Below are 15697 nucleotides of genomic sequence, written 5' to 3'. Positions count from 1 at the left end.
GATGGGCGTCCGTCCCTCCACCGCCACCGTGCTGTCGCACGCATATGCGATGCTCAGCGATGTGGAGACCAACACCGTCAGCCCCGTGTTCGTCGGCCGAGCCGGTGAACTCGCCTCGCTCACCGATGCGCTCGCCCGCGCCTCGGCAGGGGAACCGCAGGCACTGCTCATCGGTGGCGAGGCCGGCGTCGGCAAGACCCGGCTGGTCGAGGAGTTCCTCGCCGCGGCCTGCCGCCGCGAGGCCGTCGTGGCCGTCGGCAGCTGCGTGGAGATTGGCGCCGACGGCCTGCCGTACGCACCGTTCTCCACGGCCCTGCGCGCCCTGCGCCGCGCGCTTCCCGAGGAACTGACCGAGGCACTCGCCGGCCAGGAGGGCGAACTGGCCCGGCTGCTCCCCGAACTGGGCGAAGCGGACCGGACGTCGAACGACGAGCACGGCACCGCCCGTCTCTTCGAACTGGCCGCCCGGATGCTGGAGCGCATCTCCGCCGCCCGCACGGTCGTCCTCGTCCTGGAGGACCTGCACTGGGCCGACACCTCCACCCGGCACCTCCTCGCCTACCTCTTCCGCACCCTGCGCGACGGCCGCCTCGTCATCATCGGTACGTACCGCGCCGACGACGTCCACCGCCGCCACCCCCTGCGCCCCCTCCTGGCAGAGCTGGACCGGCTCCGCACGGTCCGCCGCATCGAACTCGACCGGTTCAGCCTCGCCGAGGTCTGCCGGCAGCTCACCGGCATCCTCGCCGCGACTCCCGACGCCGCGCTCGTCGACGAGATATTCGACCGCTCCGACGGCAACGCCTTCTTCGTCGAGGAGCTCGCCCGCAGCGTGGAGTGCTGCGGTGACAGCTCGCGGCTCTCCGAATCGCTGCGCGACCTCCTCCTCGTACGCGTCGAGGCGCTGCCCGAGAACGCCCAGCGGATCGCCAGGATCCTTGCCGAGGGCGGCTCCACGGTCGAGCACAGACTCCTCGCCGCCGTCGCCGGGCTGGCCGAGGACGACCTCGACGAAGCACTGCGGGCAGCCGTCGGCGCCAACCTGCTGCTGCCGGCCCCGGACTCCGACGGATACCGCTTCCGGCACTCCCTGGTCCGCGAGGCCGTCAGCGACGATCTGCTGCACGGCGAACGCAACCGCCTCAACCGCCGCTACGCCGAAGCCCTGGAGGCCGACCCGTCCCTCGTACGCGCCGAGGAGCGCGCCCCCCGGCTCGCCAGCTACTGGTACGCCGCACACGACCCGGCCAGAGCCCTGCCCGCCGTCCTGGGCGCCTCGGTGGAGGCCCGCCGCCGCTACGCCTACTCCGAGCAACTGCGGTTGCTGGAACGGGCCATGGAACTGTGGGACGACGTACCGGAAGAGGTACGCGCCACCCTGCGCCCGATCGACTACGCCGAGGTCTACCCGGGCTGCGGCTGCGACCCCGAGACGGCCCCGATGCGCTACCTCGACCTCATGGCCGAGGCCACCGTCGCCGCGCGCTTCGGCGGCGACCGCGAACGGGCCCTGGCCATCGCCAAGAAGGCCCTGCGCGTCCTGGACGGCGACACAGATCCCCTGCGCGCGGCATGGTTCTGGGTGCAGCGTTCCCTGCTGACGCACCACCTGTCCCGGGGCGACGGCTGGCAGGAACTGGCCACGGCCCAGGAGCTGGTGCGCGGCCTGCACCCCTCGTCGGTGCACGCCGACGTACTGGCCAACGTGGCGAGCTGGGGCGCCCTGCACCGGCCGGGCCCGGACACGCTGGTCGCGGCCGACCGTGCCGTGGAGTACGCACGCCTCGTCGGCGACGAGTACATCCAGCTGCACGCCCGGCTCACCCGTGGCTGGCTCACCATCGACGCGGGCGACGTCGAGGAGGGCATCGCCGAGATGTACACCGTCCGCGACCGGGCCGAAGAGCTGCACCTGGTGGGCGTGATGAGCCGTGCCAGCATCAACCTGCCGTCCTCGCTGGAGTCCGCGGGGCGCTCCACGGAAGCGGTGGCCGCCGCCGACCACGGCATCCGGATCTGCCACAGCCACGGCATCCCCGACTCCGAGGCATGGGTCCGGGCCAACCAGGCCCAGTCGTACTTCTCCCTCGGGCAGTGGGACGAGAGCCGGGCGGCCCTCGACGCGGCGGACCTGGTCGCGCGGTCCCGCAAGTCCCAGGGGCTCATCGCCTCACGCCGCGCGGAGCTGGCACTCGCCCGCGGCGAATACGGTGAGGCGGAGGAACAACTGACGCTGAACCGGCGCCTTCTGGGCCGTCACGACCCGCAGCCCCAGCATTTGATCAGCCCCGTCCGGTACGCCATGGAACTGGCCGCCCAGCAGGGCCGGCTCCCCGAGGCGCGGGCGGCGTTCGAGGCGCAGTCCGAGGGGGGCTTCCCGCAGGGCACCCAGCGCTACGCCCTGCCACTGCTGGACGTCGCGGCGTCGATCGAGGCCGATGCGCGCGGGCTGCCCGCCACCGAGCCGGGCCGTCCGGCGATCCTGGAACGCATCCGCGGCCACCTCAAGCGGCTGCCGATGCTCGTCCCCGTATGGGCGGCCTACGGCGTGCTGATCGAGGCGGAACTGGCCCGTGCGGAGGGCGCCGACACCCCGGACCACTGGTCCCGCGCCGCCGCGGCCTTCCGGCCCCTTCAGCGGCCCTTCGAACTGGCCCGGATCCGGCACCGCTGGGCGGAGGCGATGCTCACCGCGTCCGCGGCCGGTGACAGAGCTCCGGCGGCGGCCCTCCTGCGCGAGGCCCACGCGGTGGCGGAACGGCTCGGAGCCCGTCCGCTCGCGGAGAGCGTCGAGCTGCTCGCCGGCCGTGCCCGCATCACGCTCGCGTCGCCCGCGCGGGGAGTGAGGGCCGCGGGGGCCGCCGGGGGCGACGTGCACGAGGCGGACATCGTGGACGCCGGGGACGCCGACGGCGGGAGTCACCCGGCCGCACCCGCCCCGGCCGTGGACGCGATCGAGTCCTTCGGCCTGACGACCCGGGAGCAGGAAGTGCACCGCCTGGTCGCTGCTGGTTACACCAACCGCAGGATCGCCGAGGAGCTCTACATCTCGCCGAAGACCGCGAGTGTGCACGTCTCCAACATCCTCGCCAAACTGAACGTCTCCAGCCGCGGCGAGGCCGCCGCGCTCGCGCACCGGTTCCGCCTGTACCAGGCACGGTGAGGTGACGTGTTGCACCCGGCACGGTGAGGTGACGTGCGGACGCGGCGCGCACGCGGACGCGGAGGCCGCACGTGCCCGCTCGGGCGGTGGCAGCGGTGTCCTCAGTCGCCGGACCGGCCTCGTTCGGCCGGGTCCGCTGTCGGGCGGCGCACCGTCACCCTGCCGGAGGTGAGGTCTATCGGGCCCCGGGCCGGATCGCCGATGCCCAGGTCCACCCGGCTCAGCTCCAGCCGTCTCTGCTCCTCGGCCGTGTGCTTACGGCCCGGCGCGAACAGCTCCTCGAAGAAGTTGAACACCGTCCGTGCTCCCTCCGACATGCCACCCGTTGAGTCGCTACCGCACCTTCAGCAGCAGGATCCGGTCGTCCCCCGGCTTCGGCGTGCCACGTCCGTCCCGATTGCTCGTGACCAGCCACAGCTTGTCGCCGCCCGCAGCGAGGACGGTCCGCAGCCGGCCGTACTCCCCTTCGAAGAACGCCTGGGGTGCCGCCAGAGGTTCCTTGTCCGCCGTGCCCGACAGCGGAATCCGCCAGAGCCGCTCACCGCGCAGGCCCGCCATCCAGATCGAGCCCTCGACGTACGCGATACCGCTCGGGGACGCCTCGGAGGTCTTCCACTGGGCCACCGGGTCGACGAAACCCTCCTTGCCCTCCTTGCCCTCGGCGTCCGGCCAGCCGTAGTTCTTCCCCGGCTCGATGCGGTTCAGCTCGTCCCAGGTGTCCTGGCCGAACTCGGCCGCCCAGAGCTGCTTCCGGCCGTCCCAGGCCAGCCCCTGAACGTTTCGGTGCCCGTACGAATACACCACCGAGTCCGCCTCGGGGTTGCCGTGCACCGGTTCACCGTCCGGCGTCATCCTCAGGATCTTGCCCGCGAGAGACGTCCTGTCCTGGGCGAGACCCGTGTCGCCCGTTTCGCCCGTGCCCGCGTACAGCATGCGGTCCGGGCCGAACGCGATCCGTCCGCCGTTGTGGACGGAGCCCTTCGGGATGCCCCGCAGGATCGTGTCCGGGGCGCCGAGCTGCCGGCCGGCCGGCTTCTGCTCGTCGTACTGCATGCGTGCGATGCGGTTGTCCGATTCGGTGGTGAAGTACGCGTACACCAGATGGTCCGCGCCGTACGTCGGGGCGACCGCCAGGCCCAGCAGCCCGCCCTCACCGCCGGGGGACACGCCGGGAACGGAGCCGAGCAGGGTCTTCTTGCCGCTCTTCCCGTCGATCCGGCTGATCGTCGCCCCGTCGCGCGAAGCCACCAGCAGATCACCACCGGGCAACGCCGCCAGCCCCCACGGTGACGCGAGCTCCTCCGTGAGCGTCGAGACCACCTCCACGGAACCCTTGGCCGGCGGCAGATCGGCCGCGGGGCTCGACGAGGCGGGCGAGGGCGAGGAAGAGCTCGCCGTTGGCGAGGCGTCCCCCTCACGGCCCGCCGTGTCACCGGACCCACCGCCGGAGGAACAAGCGGCGGACAGCAGCAGCGAAGCGGCCGCCAGCACGGCCACTACCCCCTTGCGCACCGCAGGAGTTTGCACAGATCCGAACACAGCACCGCGCACAGCACCGATCCTTTCGACGGCCGCATGACTACTGTTCTTACACCGCTGCCGGCCAACGGGTTCCCGATCTCCGTCAATTCTCCCGCCGCGTGATCAGTCCCACGACCCGCGCGCCCGCGGCAGACCGGCGATCTCCGCCATGTCCCGGTCCGTGAGGACCAGGTCGGCCGCCCCCGCGTTCTCCATGGCCCACCGCTCCCGCTTCGCGCCCGGCACGGGGACCACGTGCCGGCCCTGCCGCAGCACCCAGGCCAGTGCCACCTGGGCAGGGGTGGCGCCGTGCCGCTCCGCGATCCGCCGCAGACCCGCCACCACCGGCTGGTTGGCCGCCATCATCTCCGCCGTGAACCGCGGGTGCCTGGCCCGAGGGTCGTCCGGTTCGAAGCCCTGGCCCGGCTTCAGCGTCCCTGTCAGATAGCCGTTGCCCAGCGGCATCGCCGCCAGCAGACCGACACCCCGCGCCGTGCACCAGGGCAGCAGTCGCTCCAGTGCCTCCGGAGACCACACGGAGAGCTCCGCCTCGACCGCGCTGACGGGGAACACCTGCTGCACCCGTTCCAGCTGCCGGATCGTTCCGTCGTGCATCCGTGCCCCCGGCCGCCGTTCGGCCCGTGCTCCCACCGCGCACAGTCCCAGCGACCGGACCTTGCCCGCGGTCACCAGGTCCGCCATCGCGCCCCAGGTCTCCTCCACCGGCACTTCGGGGTCTGCCCTGTGCAGCTGGTAGAGATCGATCACGTCGGTCTGCAGCCGCCGCAGCGAGGCGTCGCAGGCCCGACGGACATAGCCGGGGCGCCCGTTGGCGACGATGTGCTGATCGCCCACCAGCAGCCCGCACTTGGTGGAGAGGAAGGCTTCGGAGCGCCGCCCCTTGAGCGCGCGCCCGACCAGCAGCTCGTTGGTGAACGGGCCGTACATGTCCGCGGTGTCGAGCAGTTGGACGCCGGCGTCCAGTGCGGCGTGCACCGTCCGCAGCGAACGGTCGCCGCGCTGCTGCGACGTGCTGTAGGCCCAACTCATCGGCATGCACCCCAGCCCGACCGCGCCCACGGCGAGTGCCGCCGCACCGATAGTCCTGCGCTCCAACTCCCCGAACCCTCCCTCGGTCCCGCCGTCGCGGGGCACTCCGGACCCCAAAGTAGCCTCTGCCGTCCCGTGACCTTCGCATAGCCTCCTGACCATGACTTCGACACCTGCCACCGACGTGTGGCTGCCGATCGCGGCCGATGAGATCGAGGGACTCCCCGAGGGTCTCGACTACCGGTTCTGGGACGGCGGCCGTGACTACCCGGCGGACCCCGCGGACTGCGCCTTCTACGTCGTTCCGTACATGAAGGGACCGGAGGTCGCCGTCCGCCCGCTCAAGGAGATGACCGGCGTCCGGGTCGTACAGACGCTGTCCGCGGGCATCGACCATGTGCAGCCGGGGCTCGGCCTCCTGCCCGGCGGCGTACGGCTGTGCAATGCCAAGGGTGTTCACGAGGCGTCGACCGCCGAGCTCGCCCTCGCACTGGTCCTGGCCTCGCTGCGCGGATTCCCCGGCTTCGTGCACGGCCAGGACAAGGAGGAGTGGCTCTCCGGCTTCTACCCCGCTCTCGCCGACAAGTCCGTACTCGTCGTGGGGTACGGATCGATCGGCGCGGCCATCGAGGACAGGCTCGAACCCTTCGAGTGCGCGCGGGTGGTGCGCGTCGCGCGCTCCGCGCGGGCATCCGCGCGCGGCCCCGTACACGCACTCGAGGAGCTGCCCGCACTGTTGCCCGAAGCCGACATCGTCATTCTGTCCACCCCGCTGAACCCTTCCACACAAGGGCTGGTCGGCGCCGAGTTTCTCGCCGCGATGCCCGACGGCGCCCTGCTCGTGAACGTTGCCAGGGGAGCCGTCGTCGACACGGCGGCCCTGCTGTCGGAACTCGAGTCCGGAAGGCTGCGTGCCGCACTCGACGTCACCGATCCCGAACCCCTGCCCGCGGGCCATCCGCTCTGGCATGCTCCCAACGTCCTGATCACCCCCCATGTGGGCGGCAGCACCTCGGCGTTCCTGCCGCGCGCCAAGCGTCTGCTGGCCGGCCAGATCACCCGCTTCGCCGCAGGGGAACAGGTTCACAACCTGGTGCTCACGACCGGCTGAGCACGTCCCGGAACAGTGCGGCCGCACGCGGTTTCCGACAACACCCCAGGTGGTCACGGAGAGTAGAGAAGCTATGTCCCTGCGTGACGGCTCTGGTGTATCGTCCAGAAGGGGGCAGCGCCACGGCAGGGGCGGTGCCGGGGAGGAAGCGCGACGCGAGGGGGCGACGGACGGTGTGCGGCCGATGGAGAGACGACCCGACGCGACAGAGCGGACGGCGCCGGTCACCGGTGCCGAGGACCCCGGGCCCGACCCGGGGGGCTCCCCGGTGAGCGCCCTCGGGGCGCTGCTCTCCCGGCGGCCGGTCTCCGGCCGGAGCGCGGGACTGCGCTCCCAGCTGCTCCTCGCCGCCATCTGCGCCGGTTACGCCGTGGGGGCGGCGGTCGGCTGGGGCTCACCCGGACTGGCCCTGTTCATGGGCGACTTCGGCCTCAGCATCGCCGCCCTGATCGCCGCCGTGTCCTGCTTCCTCCACGCACGCAGGAGCGGCAGCCGCTTCCGGCCCGCCTGGCTGCTGTTCTCGCTCTCCTCCGCGATGGCGGCCGGCGGCAACGCGGTCTGGGGCTGGTACGAAGTGGTACTGGGGCTCCCCGTGCCCTCCCCGTCCCTGGCCGACGTCTTCTTCCTCTGCTTCGCCCCGCCCGCCATCGTCGGGCTGCTGGTCCTCGCCAAACGGCCCGTCACCCGGGCCGGCTGGGTCTGCCTGGTGCTGGACGCCTGGCTGATCGGCGGGTCACTGCTCACCCTCTCCTGGAGCCTCGCGCTCGCCCACACCGCCCACGTCGCGAACGCCGAGGGGGAGAGCGTCGCCAGGGCCGCCCTCTCCCTGGCCTACCCGCTGCTCGACATCGTGCTGGTCTCCATGGTGCTCGCCCTCCACTTCCGGCGGGTCCACGTCAATCGCTCAGCGGTGAACACGGCCATCGCCGCCCTCGCCCTGACGGTCCTGTGCGACGCGGTCTTCACCTCGCCGCTGCTCCGCTCGACCTACCGGTCCGGCCAGCTCCTCGACGCGGGATGGTTCGCCGGATCCCTGCTGCTCGCCTATGCGCCGTGGGGTGCACGTCGCAGCCAGGACAACGCTGTCGAGCCCAGCGCGGAGCCGCGGACCACGAGCCGTCCCATCGCCGGCTCCCTGGCGGCGCTCACGCCGTACCTGGCCGCCGCCGTCTGCACCCTCGGCATCCTGTACAACGTGGTCGAGGGCCGCACCGTCGACCGGGTCGTGGTCTTCACCGGCTGCGCGGTGGTGCTCGCCCTCGTCGTCCGACAGGCGATCATGCTCCTCGACAACATCGCACTCACCCACGAGCTGGCGCAGAAGGAGAACCACTTCCGCTCCCTGGTGCAGGGGTCCAGCGACGTCATCATGATCGCCGCGCCCACCGGCATACTCCGCTACGTCAGCCCCGCGGCGGCCGGGGTCTACGGCCGCGACGCCGACGACCTCGTCGGCTCCGAACTGTCCTCGATCATCCACCCCGAGGATCTCGGAGGGGTGGTCCACGAGGTCCGGCGGTTCCTCGCCGCACCGCCACGGGAGGAACCCACCACCCGGATCGAATGCCGCTTCAGGTCGGGCACCGGCGACTGGCTCCACGTCGAGTCCACCGTCAACCGGCACCAGGGCGGCCTGCTGCTCAACAGCCGCGACGTGACCGAACGGGTCCGGCTGCAGGCCCAGTTGCAGCACAATGCCGAGCACGACCCGCTCACCGACCTGCCCAACCGGGCCCTGTTCACCACACGCGTCAGCCAGGCACTCGGCGGCCGGCGTTCCGGCGACCCCGGCACCGCCGTGCTCTTCATCGACCTGGACGGCTTCAAGGCGGTCAACGACTCCATCGGCCACCAGGCGGGTGACGAGCTGCTCATCCAGGCCGCCCGCCGCCTCCAGGAGTCCGTACGCGCCTCCGACACGGCCGCCCGCCTCGGGGGCGACGAATTCGCCGCGCTCATCGTCGGGGACGGCACCCGCGACCAGGCCGCCCGGGAGTGCCAGGTCCACGAGATCGCGGACCGGCTGCGCCTCACGCTCTCCCAGCCGTACCGGATCGGCACCGGCGAGGTCAGGGTGGCGGCCTCCATCGGGGTCGCCTTCGCCGAGCCCTCCATCACCCCCAAGGACCTCATGCGCAATGCCGACCTGGCCATGTACCGCGCCAAGGCGAGCGGGAAGGACCGGGTCGAGCTCTACGCCCCCCAGATGCAGGCCGACGTCGTCCGGCGTTCCGAGGTCGCGGCGCGGCTGCGCACGGCCCTGCGGGACGGTGAGTTCGCGCTGCTGCACCAGCCCGTGATCCATCTGGCCAGCGGCACCGTCGCGGCCGTCGCCGCCCAGGCGCGCTGGCGCTCCGCGCAGGGCATCCTGTTCACCCCCGCCGAATTCCTCCGCGTGGCCGAGGACAGCGACCGCGCCTCCGAACTCGGCGGCTGGCTGCTGGAGGAGGCCGTCGAACAGGCCGCCGAGCGGGCCAGGGCCGGCCACCCCGTCTCGGTGTCCGTGCGCGTGTCGGCCGGACGGCTGCTCGACCGCGCACTGCCCTTCGGCACCGTGGAAGCGCTCCTCACCCGGCACGGGCTGCCCTCCGGCGCCCTCATGATCGAAGTGGCCGACAGCGACCCGCGGATCGCCTTCGACGACCTCGAGCAGCGCCTGGTCGCGCTGCGCAGGCAGGGCGTACGCATCGCGCTCGACGGCTTCGGCAGCGGCTATGCGGCGATCAACGCGCTGCGCCGCCTTCCCATCGACGTACTGAAGCTGGACCGCGGCCTGGTCGAGGGTGTCGTGGAGTCCGCCCGGCTGCACAAGATCACCAGTGGGCTGTTGCGCATCGCCTGCGATCTCGGTATGCAGTCGGTGGCCGACGGGGTCGACCTGCCCGAGCAGGTGCGCGCGCTGCGTGCCATGGGTTGTACGCACGGACAGGGGATGGCCTTCTCCGGACCACTTGACGAATACCGGCTGCGGCGCACCCTGATTCGTGGCAAGTTTCCTGTTCCAGGCGGTGGCCCCACCGCGCAGCCGGTTCTGGCGGGTGGCTCGATCCCGCTCCAGAGCCGCTCACATGATGAGACGGCCGTCCCACCTACTTGACACCGTGTGCGTGCCGGAGAGAGGGTCAATGCCATGCGCACCCGAATTCTCGTACTTGGAAAGCGCGTCGGCTGAAGCAGGGTCACTCATGGACACCTTGCAGACCGCACCGGCGCGCTCCCCTCGCTTGCCTCACGGCACGAGGGGTTTTTTGTTGCACCGGCACCACTCAAAACCCCACAAACACGCCGCATAAACCCTCAGCTTCGAGAAGAGAATGCCGATGACCGAGCAGGCCACCGGGGCCCACCACCCGCAGCCGCGGGCCCGTAACGGCGGACCGTCCTCCGCCACCGTTGAGCACCTCACGGGCGCGCAGTCCCTCATCCGCTCTCTCGAGGAAGTCGGGGCCGACACCGTATTCGGCCTCCCTGGCGGTTGCATCCTCCCGGCGTACGACCCGCTGATGGACTCCACCCGGGTCCGGCACATCCTGGTCCGCCACGAGCAGGGTGCCGGGCACGCGGCCACCGGTTACGCACAGGCCACCGGCAAGGTCGGTGTCTGCATGGTCACCTCGGGCCCGGGTGCCACCAACCTGGTCACCCCGATCGCCGACGCGGCCATGGATTCCGTGCCCCTGGTCGCGATCACCGGCCAGGTGGCCTCCGCCGCCATCGGTACGGACGCCTTCCAGGAAGCCGACATCTGCGGCATCACCATGCCGATCACCAAGCACAACTTCCTGGTCACCCGCGCCGAGGACATCGCGCACACGATCGCCGAGGCCTTCCACATCGCCTCCACCGGCCGCCCGGGACCGGTCCTCGTCGACATTGCCAAGGACGCGCTGCAGGCGAAGACGACCTTCAGCTGGCCGCCGACGCTGGACCTGCCCGGCTACCGCCCGGTCACCAAGCCGCACGCCAAGCAGATCCGTGAGGCCGCCAAGCTCATCACCCAGGCCAAGCGGCCGGTGCTGTACGTCGGGGGCGGCGTCATGAAGGCCGGCGCGACCGCCGAGCTGAAGGTCCTGGCAGAGCTCACCGGAGCGCCCGTCACCACCACGCTGATGGCTCTCGGCTCCTTCCCCGACAGCCACCCGCTGCACGTGGGAATGCCCGGCATGCACGGTTCGGTCACCGCCGTCACCGCACTGCAGAAGGCCGACCTGATCGTCGCGCTCGGTGCCAGGTTCGACGACCGCGTGACCGGCAAGCTGGACAGCTTCGCCCCGTTCGCCAAGATCGTCCACGCCGACATCGACCCGGCCGAGATCGGCAAGAACCGCGCCGCGGACGTGCCGATCGTCGGTGACGCCCGCGAGGTCATCGCCGACCTCGTCCAGGCGGTCCAGGCGGAGCACACCGAGGGCAACACCGGCGACTACGCCGCCTGGTGGAAGGACCTCAACCGGTGGCGCGACACCTACCCGGTCGGCTACGACCTGCCGGAGGACGGCAGCCTCTCGCCGCAGCAGGTCATCGAGCGCATCGGCCAACTCGCCCCCGAAGGCACGATCTTCGCGGCGGGCGTCGGCCAGCACCAGATGTGGGCCTCGCACTTCATCAACTACGAGCAGCCCTCCACCTGGCTGAACTCCGGCGGCGCCGGGACGATGGGGTACGCGGTTCCGGCCGCGATGGGCGCCAAGGCCGGGATGCCGGACCGCGCCGTCTGGGCGATCGACGGTGACGGCTGCTTCCAGATGACCAACCAGGAACTCACCACCTGCGCGCTCAACAACATCCCGATCAAGGTCGCGATCATCAACAACGGCGCGCTCGGGATGGTCCGCCAGTGGCAGACCCTGTTCTACAACCAGCGGTACTCCAACACCGTGCTGCACTCCGGCGCGGACACGGACGGCGCCCCGGCGAAGGGCACCCGGGTGCCGGACTTCGTCAAGCTGTCCGAGGCCATGGGCTGCTACGCGATCCGCTGCGAGGACCCGGCCGACCTGGACAAGGTCATCGCCGAGGCCAACGCGATCAACGACCGTCCGGTCGTCATCGACTTCATCGTCCACGAGGACGCCATGGTGTGGCCGATGGTCGCCGCCGGCACCTCCAACGACGAGGTCATGGCAGCCCGCGGTGTCCGCCCCGACTTCGGCGACAACGAAGACGACTGAGAGACAGAGAGAGACCGACTCCTATGTCCACCAAGCACACGCTCTCCGTCCTGGTCGAGAACAAGCCAGGTGTCCTCGCCCGGATCACTGCCCTGTTCTCCCGGCGCGGTTTCAACATCGACTCGCTCGCGGTCGGTACCACCGAACATCCCGACATCTCCCGCATCACCATCGTGGTGAATGTCGAGGGCCTGCCCCTGGAACAGGTGACCAAGCAGCTCAACAAGCTGGTCAACGTCCTGAAGATCGTCGAACTCGAGCCCGCCGCTGCGATCCAGCGGGAGCTCGTCCTGGTGAAGGTCCGCGCCGACAACGAGACCCGCTCCCAGATCGTCGAGATCGTCCAGCTGTTCCGCGCCAAGACCGTCGACGTCTCCCCCGAGGCCGTCACGATCGAGGCGACCGGGGGCGCCGACAAGCTGGAGGCCATGCTCAAGATGCTGGAGCAGTTCGGCATCAAGGAGCTCGTCCAGTCCGGCACCATCGCCATAGGGCGCGGCGCGCGCTCGATCACCGACCGTTCTCTGCGCGCACTCGACCGCTCGGCGTAATCATTCAGGGGCCGCCTCGCCGCTCGCATGGCGAGACCCGACAACGTATCTGACGCACCCCGCCGTACGGTGGGACGCAACACCTGCACACCAAGGAGAAGACCCAGTGGCCGAGCTGTTCTACGACGACGATGCCGACCTGTCCATCATCCAGGGCCGTAAGGTCGCGGTCATCGGATACGGCAGCCAGGGCCACGCCCACGCGCTGTCGCTGCGCGACTCGGGTGTCGACGTCCGAGTCGGTCTGCACGAGGGTTCGAAGTCCAAGGCCAAGGCCGAGGAGCAGGGCCTGCGCGTGGTGACCCCCGCCGAGGCGTCCGCCGAGGCCGACGTCATCATGATCCTCGTCCCGGACCCGATCCAGGCCCAGGTCTACGAGGAGTCCATCAAGGACAACCTCAAGGACGGCGACGCGCTGTTCTTCGGCCACGGCCTGAACATCCGCTTCGACTTCATCAAGCCGCCGGCCGGCGTCGACGTCTGCATGGTCGCCCCGAAGGGCCCGGGCCACCTGGTCCGCCGTCAGTACGAGGAGGGCCGCGGCGTTCCGTGCATCGTGGCCGTCGAGCAGGACGCCACGGGCAAGGGCCTGGCGCTCGCCCTCTCCTACGCGAAGGGCATCGGCGGCACCCGCGCCGGCGTCATCAAGACGACCTTCACCGAGGAGACCGAGACCGACCTCTTCGGCGAGCAGGCCGTCCTCTGCGGTGGCACCGCCGCTCTGGTCAAGGCCGGTTTCGAGACCCTGACCGAGGCCGGTTACCAGCCGGAGATCGCGTACTTCGAGTGCCTGCACGAGCTGAAGCTCATCGTGGACCTGATGTACGAGGGCGGCCTCGAGAAGATGCGCTGGTCCATCTCGGAGACCGCCGAGTGGGGCGACTACGTCACCGGCCCGCGCATCATCACGGACGCCACCAAGGCCGAGATGAAGAAGGTCCTCACCGAGATCCAGGACGGCACCTTCGCCAAGGCCTGGATGGCGGAGTACCACAACGGTCTGCCCAAGTACAACGAGTACAAGAAGGCCGACAGCGACCACCTGCTGGAGACCACCGGCAAGGAGCTGCGCAAGCTCATGAGCTGGGTCGACAACGAGGCCTGAGCCTCTTGGCCGAGGGGCGGGTCCGCACGGGCCCGCCCCTCGGCGCACGGTCTGTCCCACGCCCCGTGTCACTGCGGGGGGAGGGGCGGTGGGAGGCGACGGCACCGTACGTCTGTACAGGCCGTCCACCTCGTGCGGGTGATCCTTCCACCGGGGCGCAGATCGCGTCCGGCCGCATGACTACACTTCTCAACACATACACGCGTCAGGGCCCACAGTGTCGTGCGTCTTCCACGCGGCTAGCCCCTCCACCGCCTGCGGCCGTCGGGACGGCCGTCCGCACTGGACTTGTGAGGACACACGTGAGCTCGAAACCTGTCGTACTCATTGCTGAAGAGCTGTCGCCCGCCACGGTCGACGCTCTGGGTCCGGATTTCGAGATCCGGCACTGCAACGGCGCGGACCGCGCCGAACTCCTCCCCGCGATCGCCGATGTCGACGCGATCCTGGTGCGCTCCGCCACCAAGGTCGACGCCGAGGCCATCGCCGCCGCGAAGAAGCTCAGGGTCGTCGCCCGCGCGGGCGTCGGTCTGGACAACGTCGACGTCTCCTCGGCCACGAAGGCCGGCGTGATGGTCGTCAACGCGCCGACCTCCAACATCGTCACGGCCGCCGAGCTCGCCTGCGGTCTGCTGGTCGCCACCGCGCGCAACATCCCGCAGGCCAACACCGCCCTGAAGAACGGCGAGTGGAAGCGTTCGAAGTACACGGGCGTCGAGCTCAGCGAGAAGGTTCTCGGCGTCGTGGGCCTCGGCCGCATCGGCGTGCTCGTCGCACAGCGCATGTCCGCGTTCGGCATGAAGATCGTCGCGTACGACCCCTATGTGCAGCCCGCGCGTGCCGCGCAGATGGGCGTCAAGCTCCTCACCCTGGACGAGCTGCTCGAGGTCGCCGACTTCATCACGGTGCACCTCCCCAAGACCCCCGAGACGCTCGGCCTCATCGGCGACGACGCGCTGCACAAGGTGAAGCCCTCGGTGCGGATCGTCAACGCCGCTCGCGGTGGCATCGTCGACGAGGAGGCGCTCGCCTCCGCCCTCAAGGAGGGCCGGGTCGCCGGCGCCGGTCTGGACGTGTACACGAAGGAGCCCTGCACGGACTCCCCGCTGTTCCAGTTCGACCAGGTCGTCTGCACCCCGCACCTCGGCGCTTCCACCGACGAGGCGCAGGAGAAGGCGGGCATCGCGGTCGCCAAGTCCGTCCGTCTCGCGCTCGCCGGTGAGCTCGTGCCGGACGCGGTCAACGTCCAGGGCGGCGTGATCGCCGAGGACGTACGTCCCGGCCTGCCGCTCGCCGAGAAGCTCGGCCGCATCTTCACCGCCCTCGCGGGCGAGGTAGCGGCCCGCCTCGACGTCGAGGTCTACGGCGAGATCACCCAGCACGACGTGAAGGTGCTCGAACTCTCCGCGCTCAAGGGTGTGTTCGAGGACGTCGTCGACGAGACGGTCTCCTACGTCAACGCGCCGCTCTTCGCGCAGGAGCGCGGTGTCGAGGTCCGCCTCACCACCAGCTCCGAGTCGCCGGACCACCGCAACGTGGTGACCGTCCGCGGCACCCTGTCCAGCGGCGAGGAGGTCGCGGTCTCCGGCACGCTGGCCGGCCCCAAGCACCTCCAGAAGATCGTCGCCATCGGCGAGCACGACGTGGACCTGGCGCTCGCCGACCACATGGTCGTCCTGCGGTACGAGGACCGTCCCGGCGTCGTCGGCGCGGTCGGCAAGATCCTCGGCGAGGCCGGGCTGAACATCGCGGGCATGCAGGTCTCGCGGGCGGACGTGGGCGGCGAGGCGCTCGTGGTGCTCACCGTCGACGACGACGTCCCGCAGTCGGTCCTGACCGAGATCGCGGACGAGATCGGCGCCACCTCGGCCCGTTCGGTGAACCTCACGGACTGAGCCGCCCCCTCGCTACGGCCGCGGCCGGCGGGGCGCTTGCGCGCTGGCCCCCCGGGGGGGCCGGGGGGGGGGGCGGGGGGGCGCCCCGCCCGGGCCCCGACGCCCGCCCCCCCCCGCGCCCCCCCCCGCC

At 70.8% G+C, this 15697-nt stretch carries 10 protein-coding genes; 7 read left to right on the top strand and 3 right to left on the bottom strand.

Features of this window, described 5'->3' with window-relative positions; all coding sequences use genetic code 11:
• Position 1: 1 nt before the first annotated feature.
• The gene (locus ACFW9O_RS36295; protein WP_384615402.1) at positions 2-3163 is read left to right on the top strand and encodes an AAA family ATPase; all 3162 of its coding nucleotides are present in this window, start codon (positions 2-4) and stop codon (positions 3161-3163) included.
• A gap of 101 nt (positions 3164-3264) precedes the next feature.
• On the opposite strand, the gene ACFW9O_RS36290 is transcribed toward ACFW9O_RS36295, so the two are convergent.
• The 3 genes from ACFW9O_RS36290 to ACFW9O_RS36280 all read right to left on the bottom strand — a co-directional run bounded on the left by ACFW9O_RS36290 (position 3265) and on the right by ACFW9O_RS36280 (position 5764).
• Positions 3265-3480, bottom strand: coding sequence for a DUF6191 domain-containing protein (locus tag ACFW9O_RS36290; RefSeq protein WP_351179279.1), 216 nt, complete (start codon positions 3478-3480; stop codon positions 3265-3267).
• A gap of 16 nt (positions 3481-3496) precedes the next feature.
• On the bottom strand, positions 3497-4714 hold the full coding sequence (locus ACFW9O_RS36285; RefSeq protein ID WP_384615400.1) for a PQQ-dependent sugar dehydrogenase: 1218 nt from the start codon (positions 4712-4714) through the stop codon (positions 3497-3499).
• A 93-nt stretch (positions 4715-4807) separates the two neighbouring features.
• A complete protein-coding gene (locus tag ACFW9O_RS36280; protein WP_384615440.1) occupies positions 4808-5764 on the bottom strand; it encodes an aldo/keto reductase in 957 nt (318 codons plus the stop codon).
• A 130-nt stretch (positions 5765-5894) separates the two neighbouring features.
• On the opposite strand from ACFW9O_RS36280, the gene ACFW9O_RS36275 reads away from it, so the two are divergent.
• The 6 genes from ACFW9O_RS36275 to serA all read left to right on the top strand — a co-directional run bounded on the left by ACFW9O_RS36275 (position 5895) and on the right by serA (position 15567).
• A complete protein-coding gene (locus ACFW9O_RS36275) occupies positions 5895-6845 on the top strand; it encodes a 2-hydroxyacid dehydrogenase (RefSeq protein ID WP_384615398.1) in 951 nt (316 codons plus the stop codon).
• 268 nt (positions 6846-7113) lie between these two features.
• Positions 7114-9942 (top strand): EAL domain-containing protein, encoded by a 2829-nt coding sequence (locus ACFW9O_RS36270; protein ID WP_351179299.1) that lies wholly within the window; start codon positions 7114-7116, stop codon positions 9940-9942.
• Between the two features lie 217 nt (positions 9943-10159).
• The gene (locus ACFW9O_RS36265; protein ID WP_384615397.1) at positions 10160-12016 is read left to right on the top strand and encodes an acetolactate synthase large subunit; all 1857 of its coding nucleotides are present in this window, start codon (positions 10160-10162) and stop codon (positions 12014-12016) included.
• A gap of 23 nt (positions 12017-12039) precedes the next feature.
• On the top strand, positions 12040-12567 hold the full coding sequence (gene ilvN / locus ACFW9O_RS36260) for an acetolactate synthase small subunit (RefSeq protein ID WP_099174327.1): 528 nt from the start codon (positions 12040-12042) through the stop codon (positions 12565-12567).
• Between the two features lie 106 nt (positions 12568-12673).
• Positions 12674-13672 (top strand): ketol-acid reductoisomerase, encoded by a 999-nt coding sequence (gene ilvC / locus ACFW9O_RS36255; RefSeq protein ID WP_329207115.1) that lies wholly within the window; start codon positions 12674-12676, stop codon positions 13670-13672.
• Between the two features lie 302 nt (positions 13673-13974).
• Positions 13975-15567, top strand: a complete 1593-nt coding sequence (gene serA / locus ACFW9O_RS36250) for a phosphoglycerate dehydrogenase (RefSeq protein WP_351179293.1) — start codon at positions 13975-13977, stop codon at positions 15565-15567.
• The last annotated feature ends 130 nt before the right edge of the window (positions 15568-15697 follow it).

The sequence above is a fragment of the Streptomyces sp. NPDC059499 genome (genome assembly GCF_042749285.1).
Classification (GTDB): domain Bacteria; phylum Actinomycetota; class Actinomycetes; order Streptomycetales; family Streptomycetaceae; genus Streptomyces.
This window is presented reverse-complemented; position numbering and strand designations above follow the sequence as displayed.

What these genes read in the sequence shown, in the direction of transcription:
- ACFW9O_RS36295 (WP_384615402.1), top strand. Translation starts at nt 2, where the DNA reads ATGGGCGTCCGTCCCTCCACCGCCACCGTGCTGTCGCACGCATATGCG.
- ACFW9O_RS36290 (WP_351179279.1), bottom strand. Translation starts at nt 3,480, where the DNA reads ATGTCGGAGGGAGCACGGACGGTGTTCAACTTCTTCGAGGAGCTGTTC.
- ACFW9O_RS36275 (WP_384615398.1), top strand. Translation starts at nt 5,895, where the DNA reads ATGACTTCGACACCTGCCACCGACGTGTGGCTGCCGATCGCGGCCGAT.
- ACFW9O_RS36265 (WP_384615397.1), top strand. Translation starts at nt 10,160, where the DNA reads ATGCCGATGACCGAGCAGGCCACCGGGGCCCACCACCCGCAGCCGCGG.
- ilvN (WP_099174327.1), top strand. Translation starts at nt 12,040, where the DNA reads ATGTCCACCAAGCACACGCTCTCCGTCCTGGTCGAGAACAAGCCAGGT.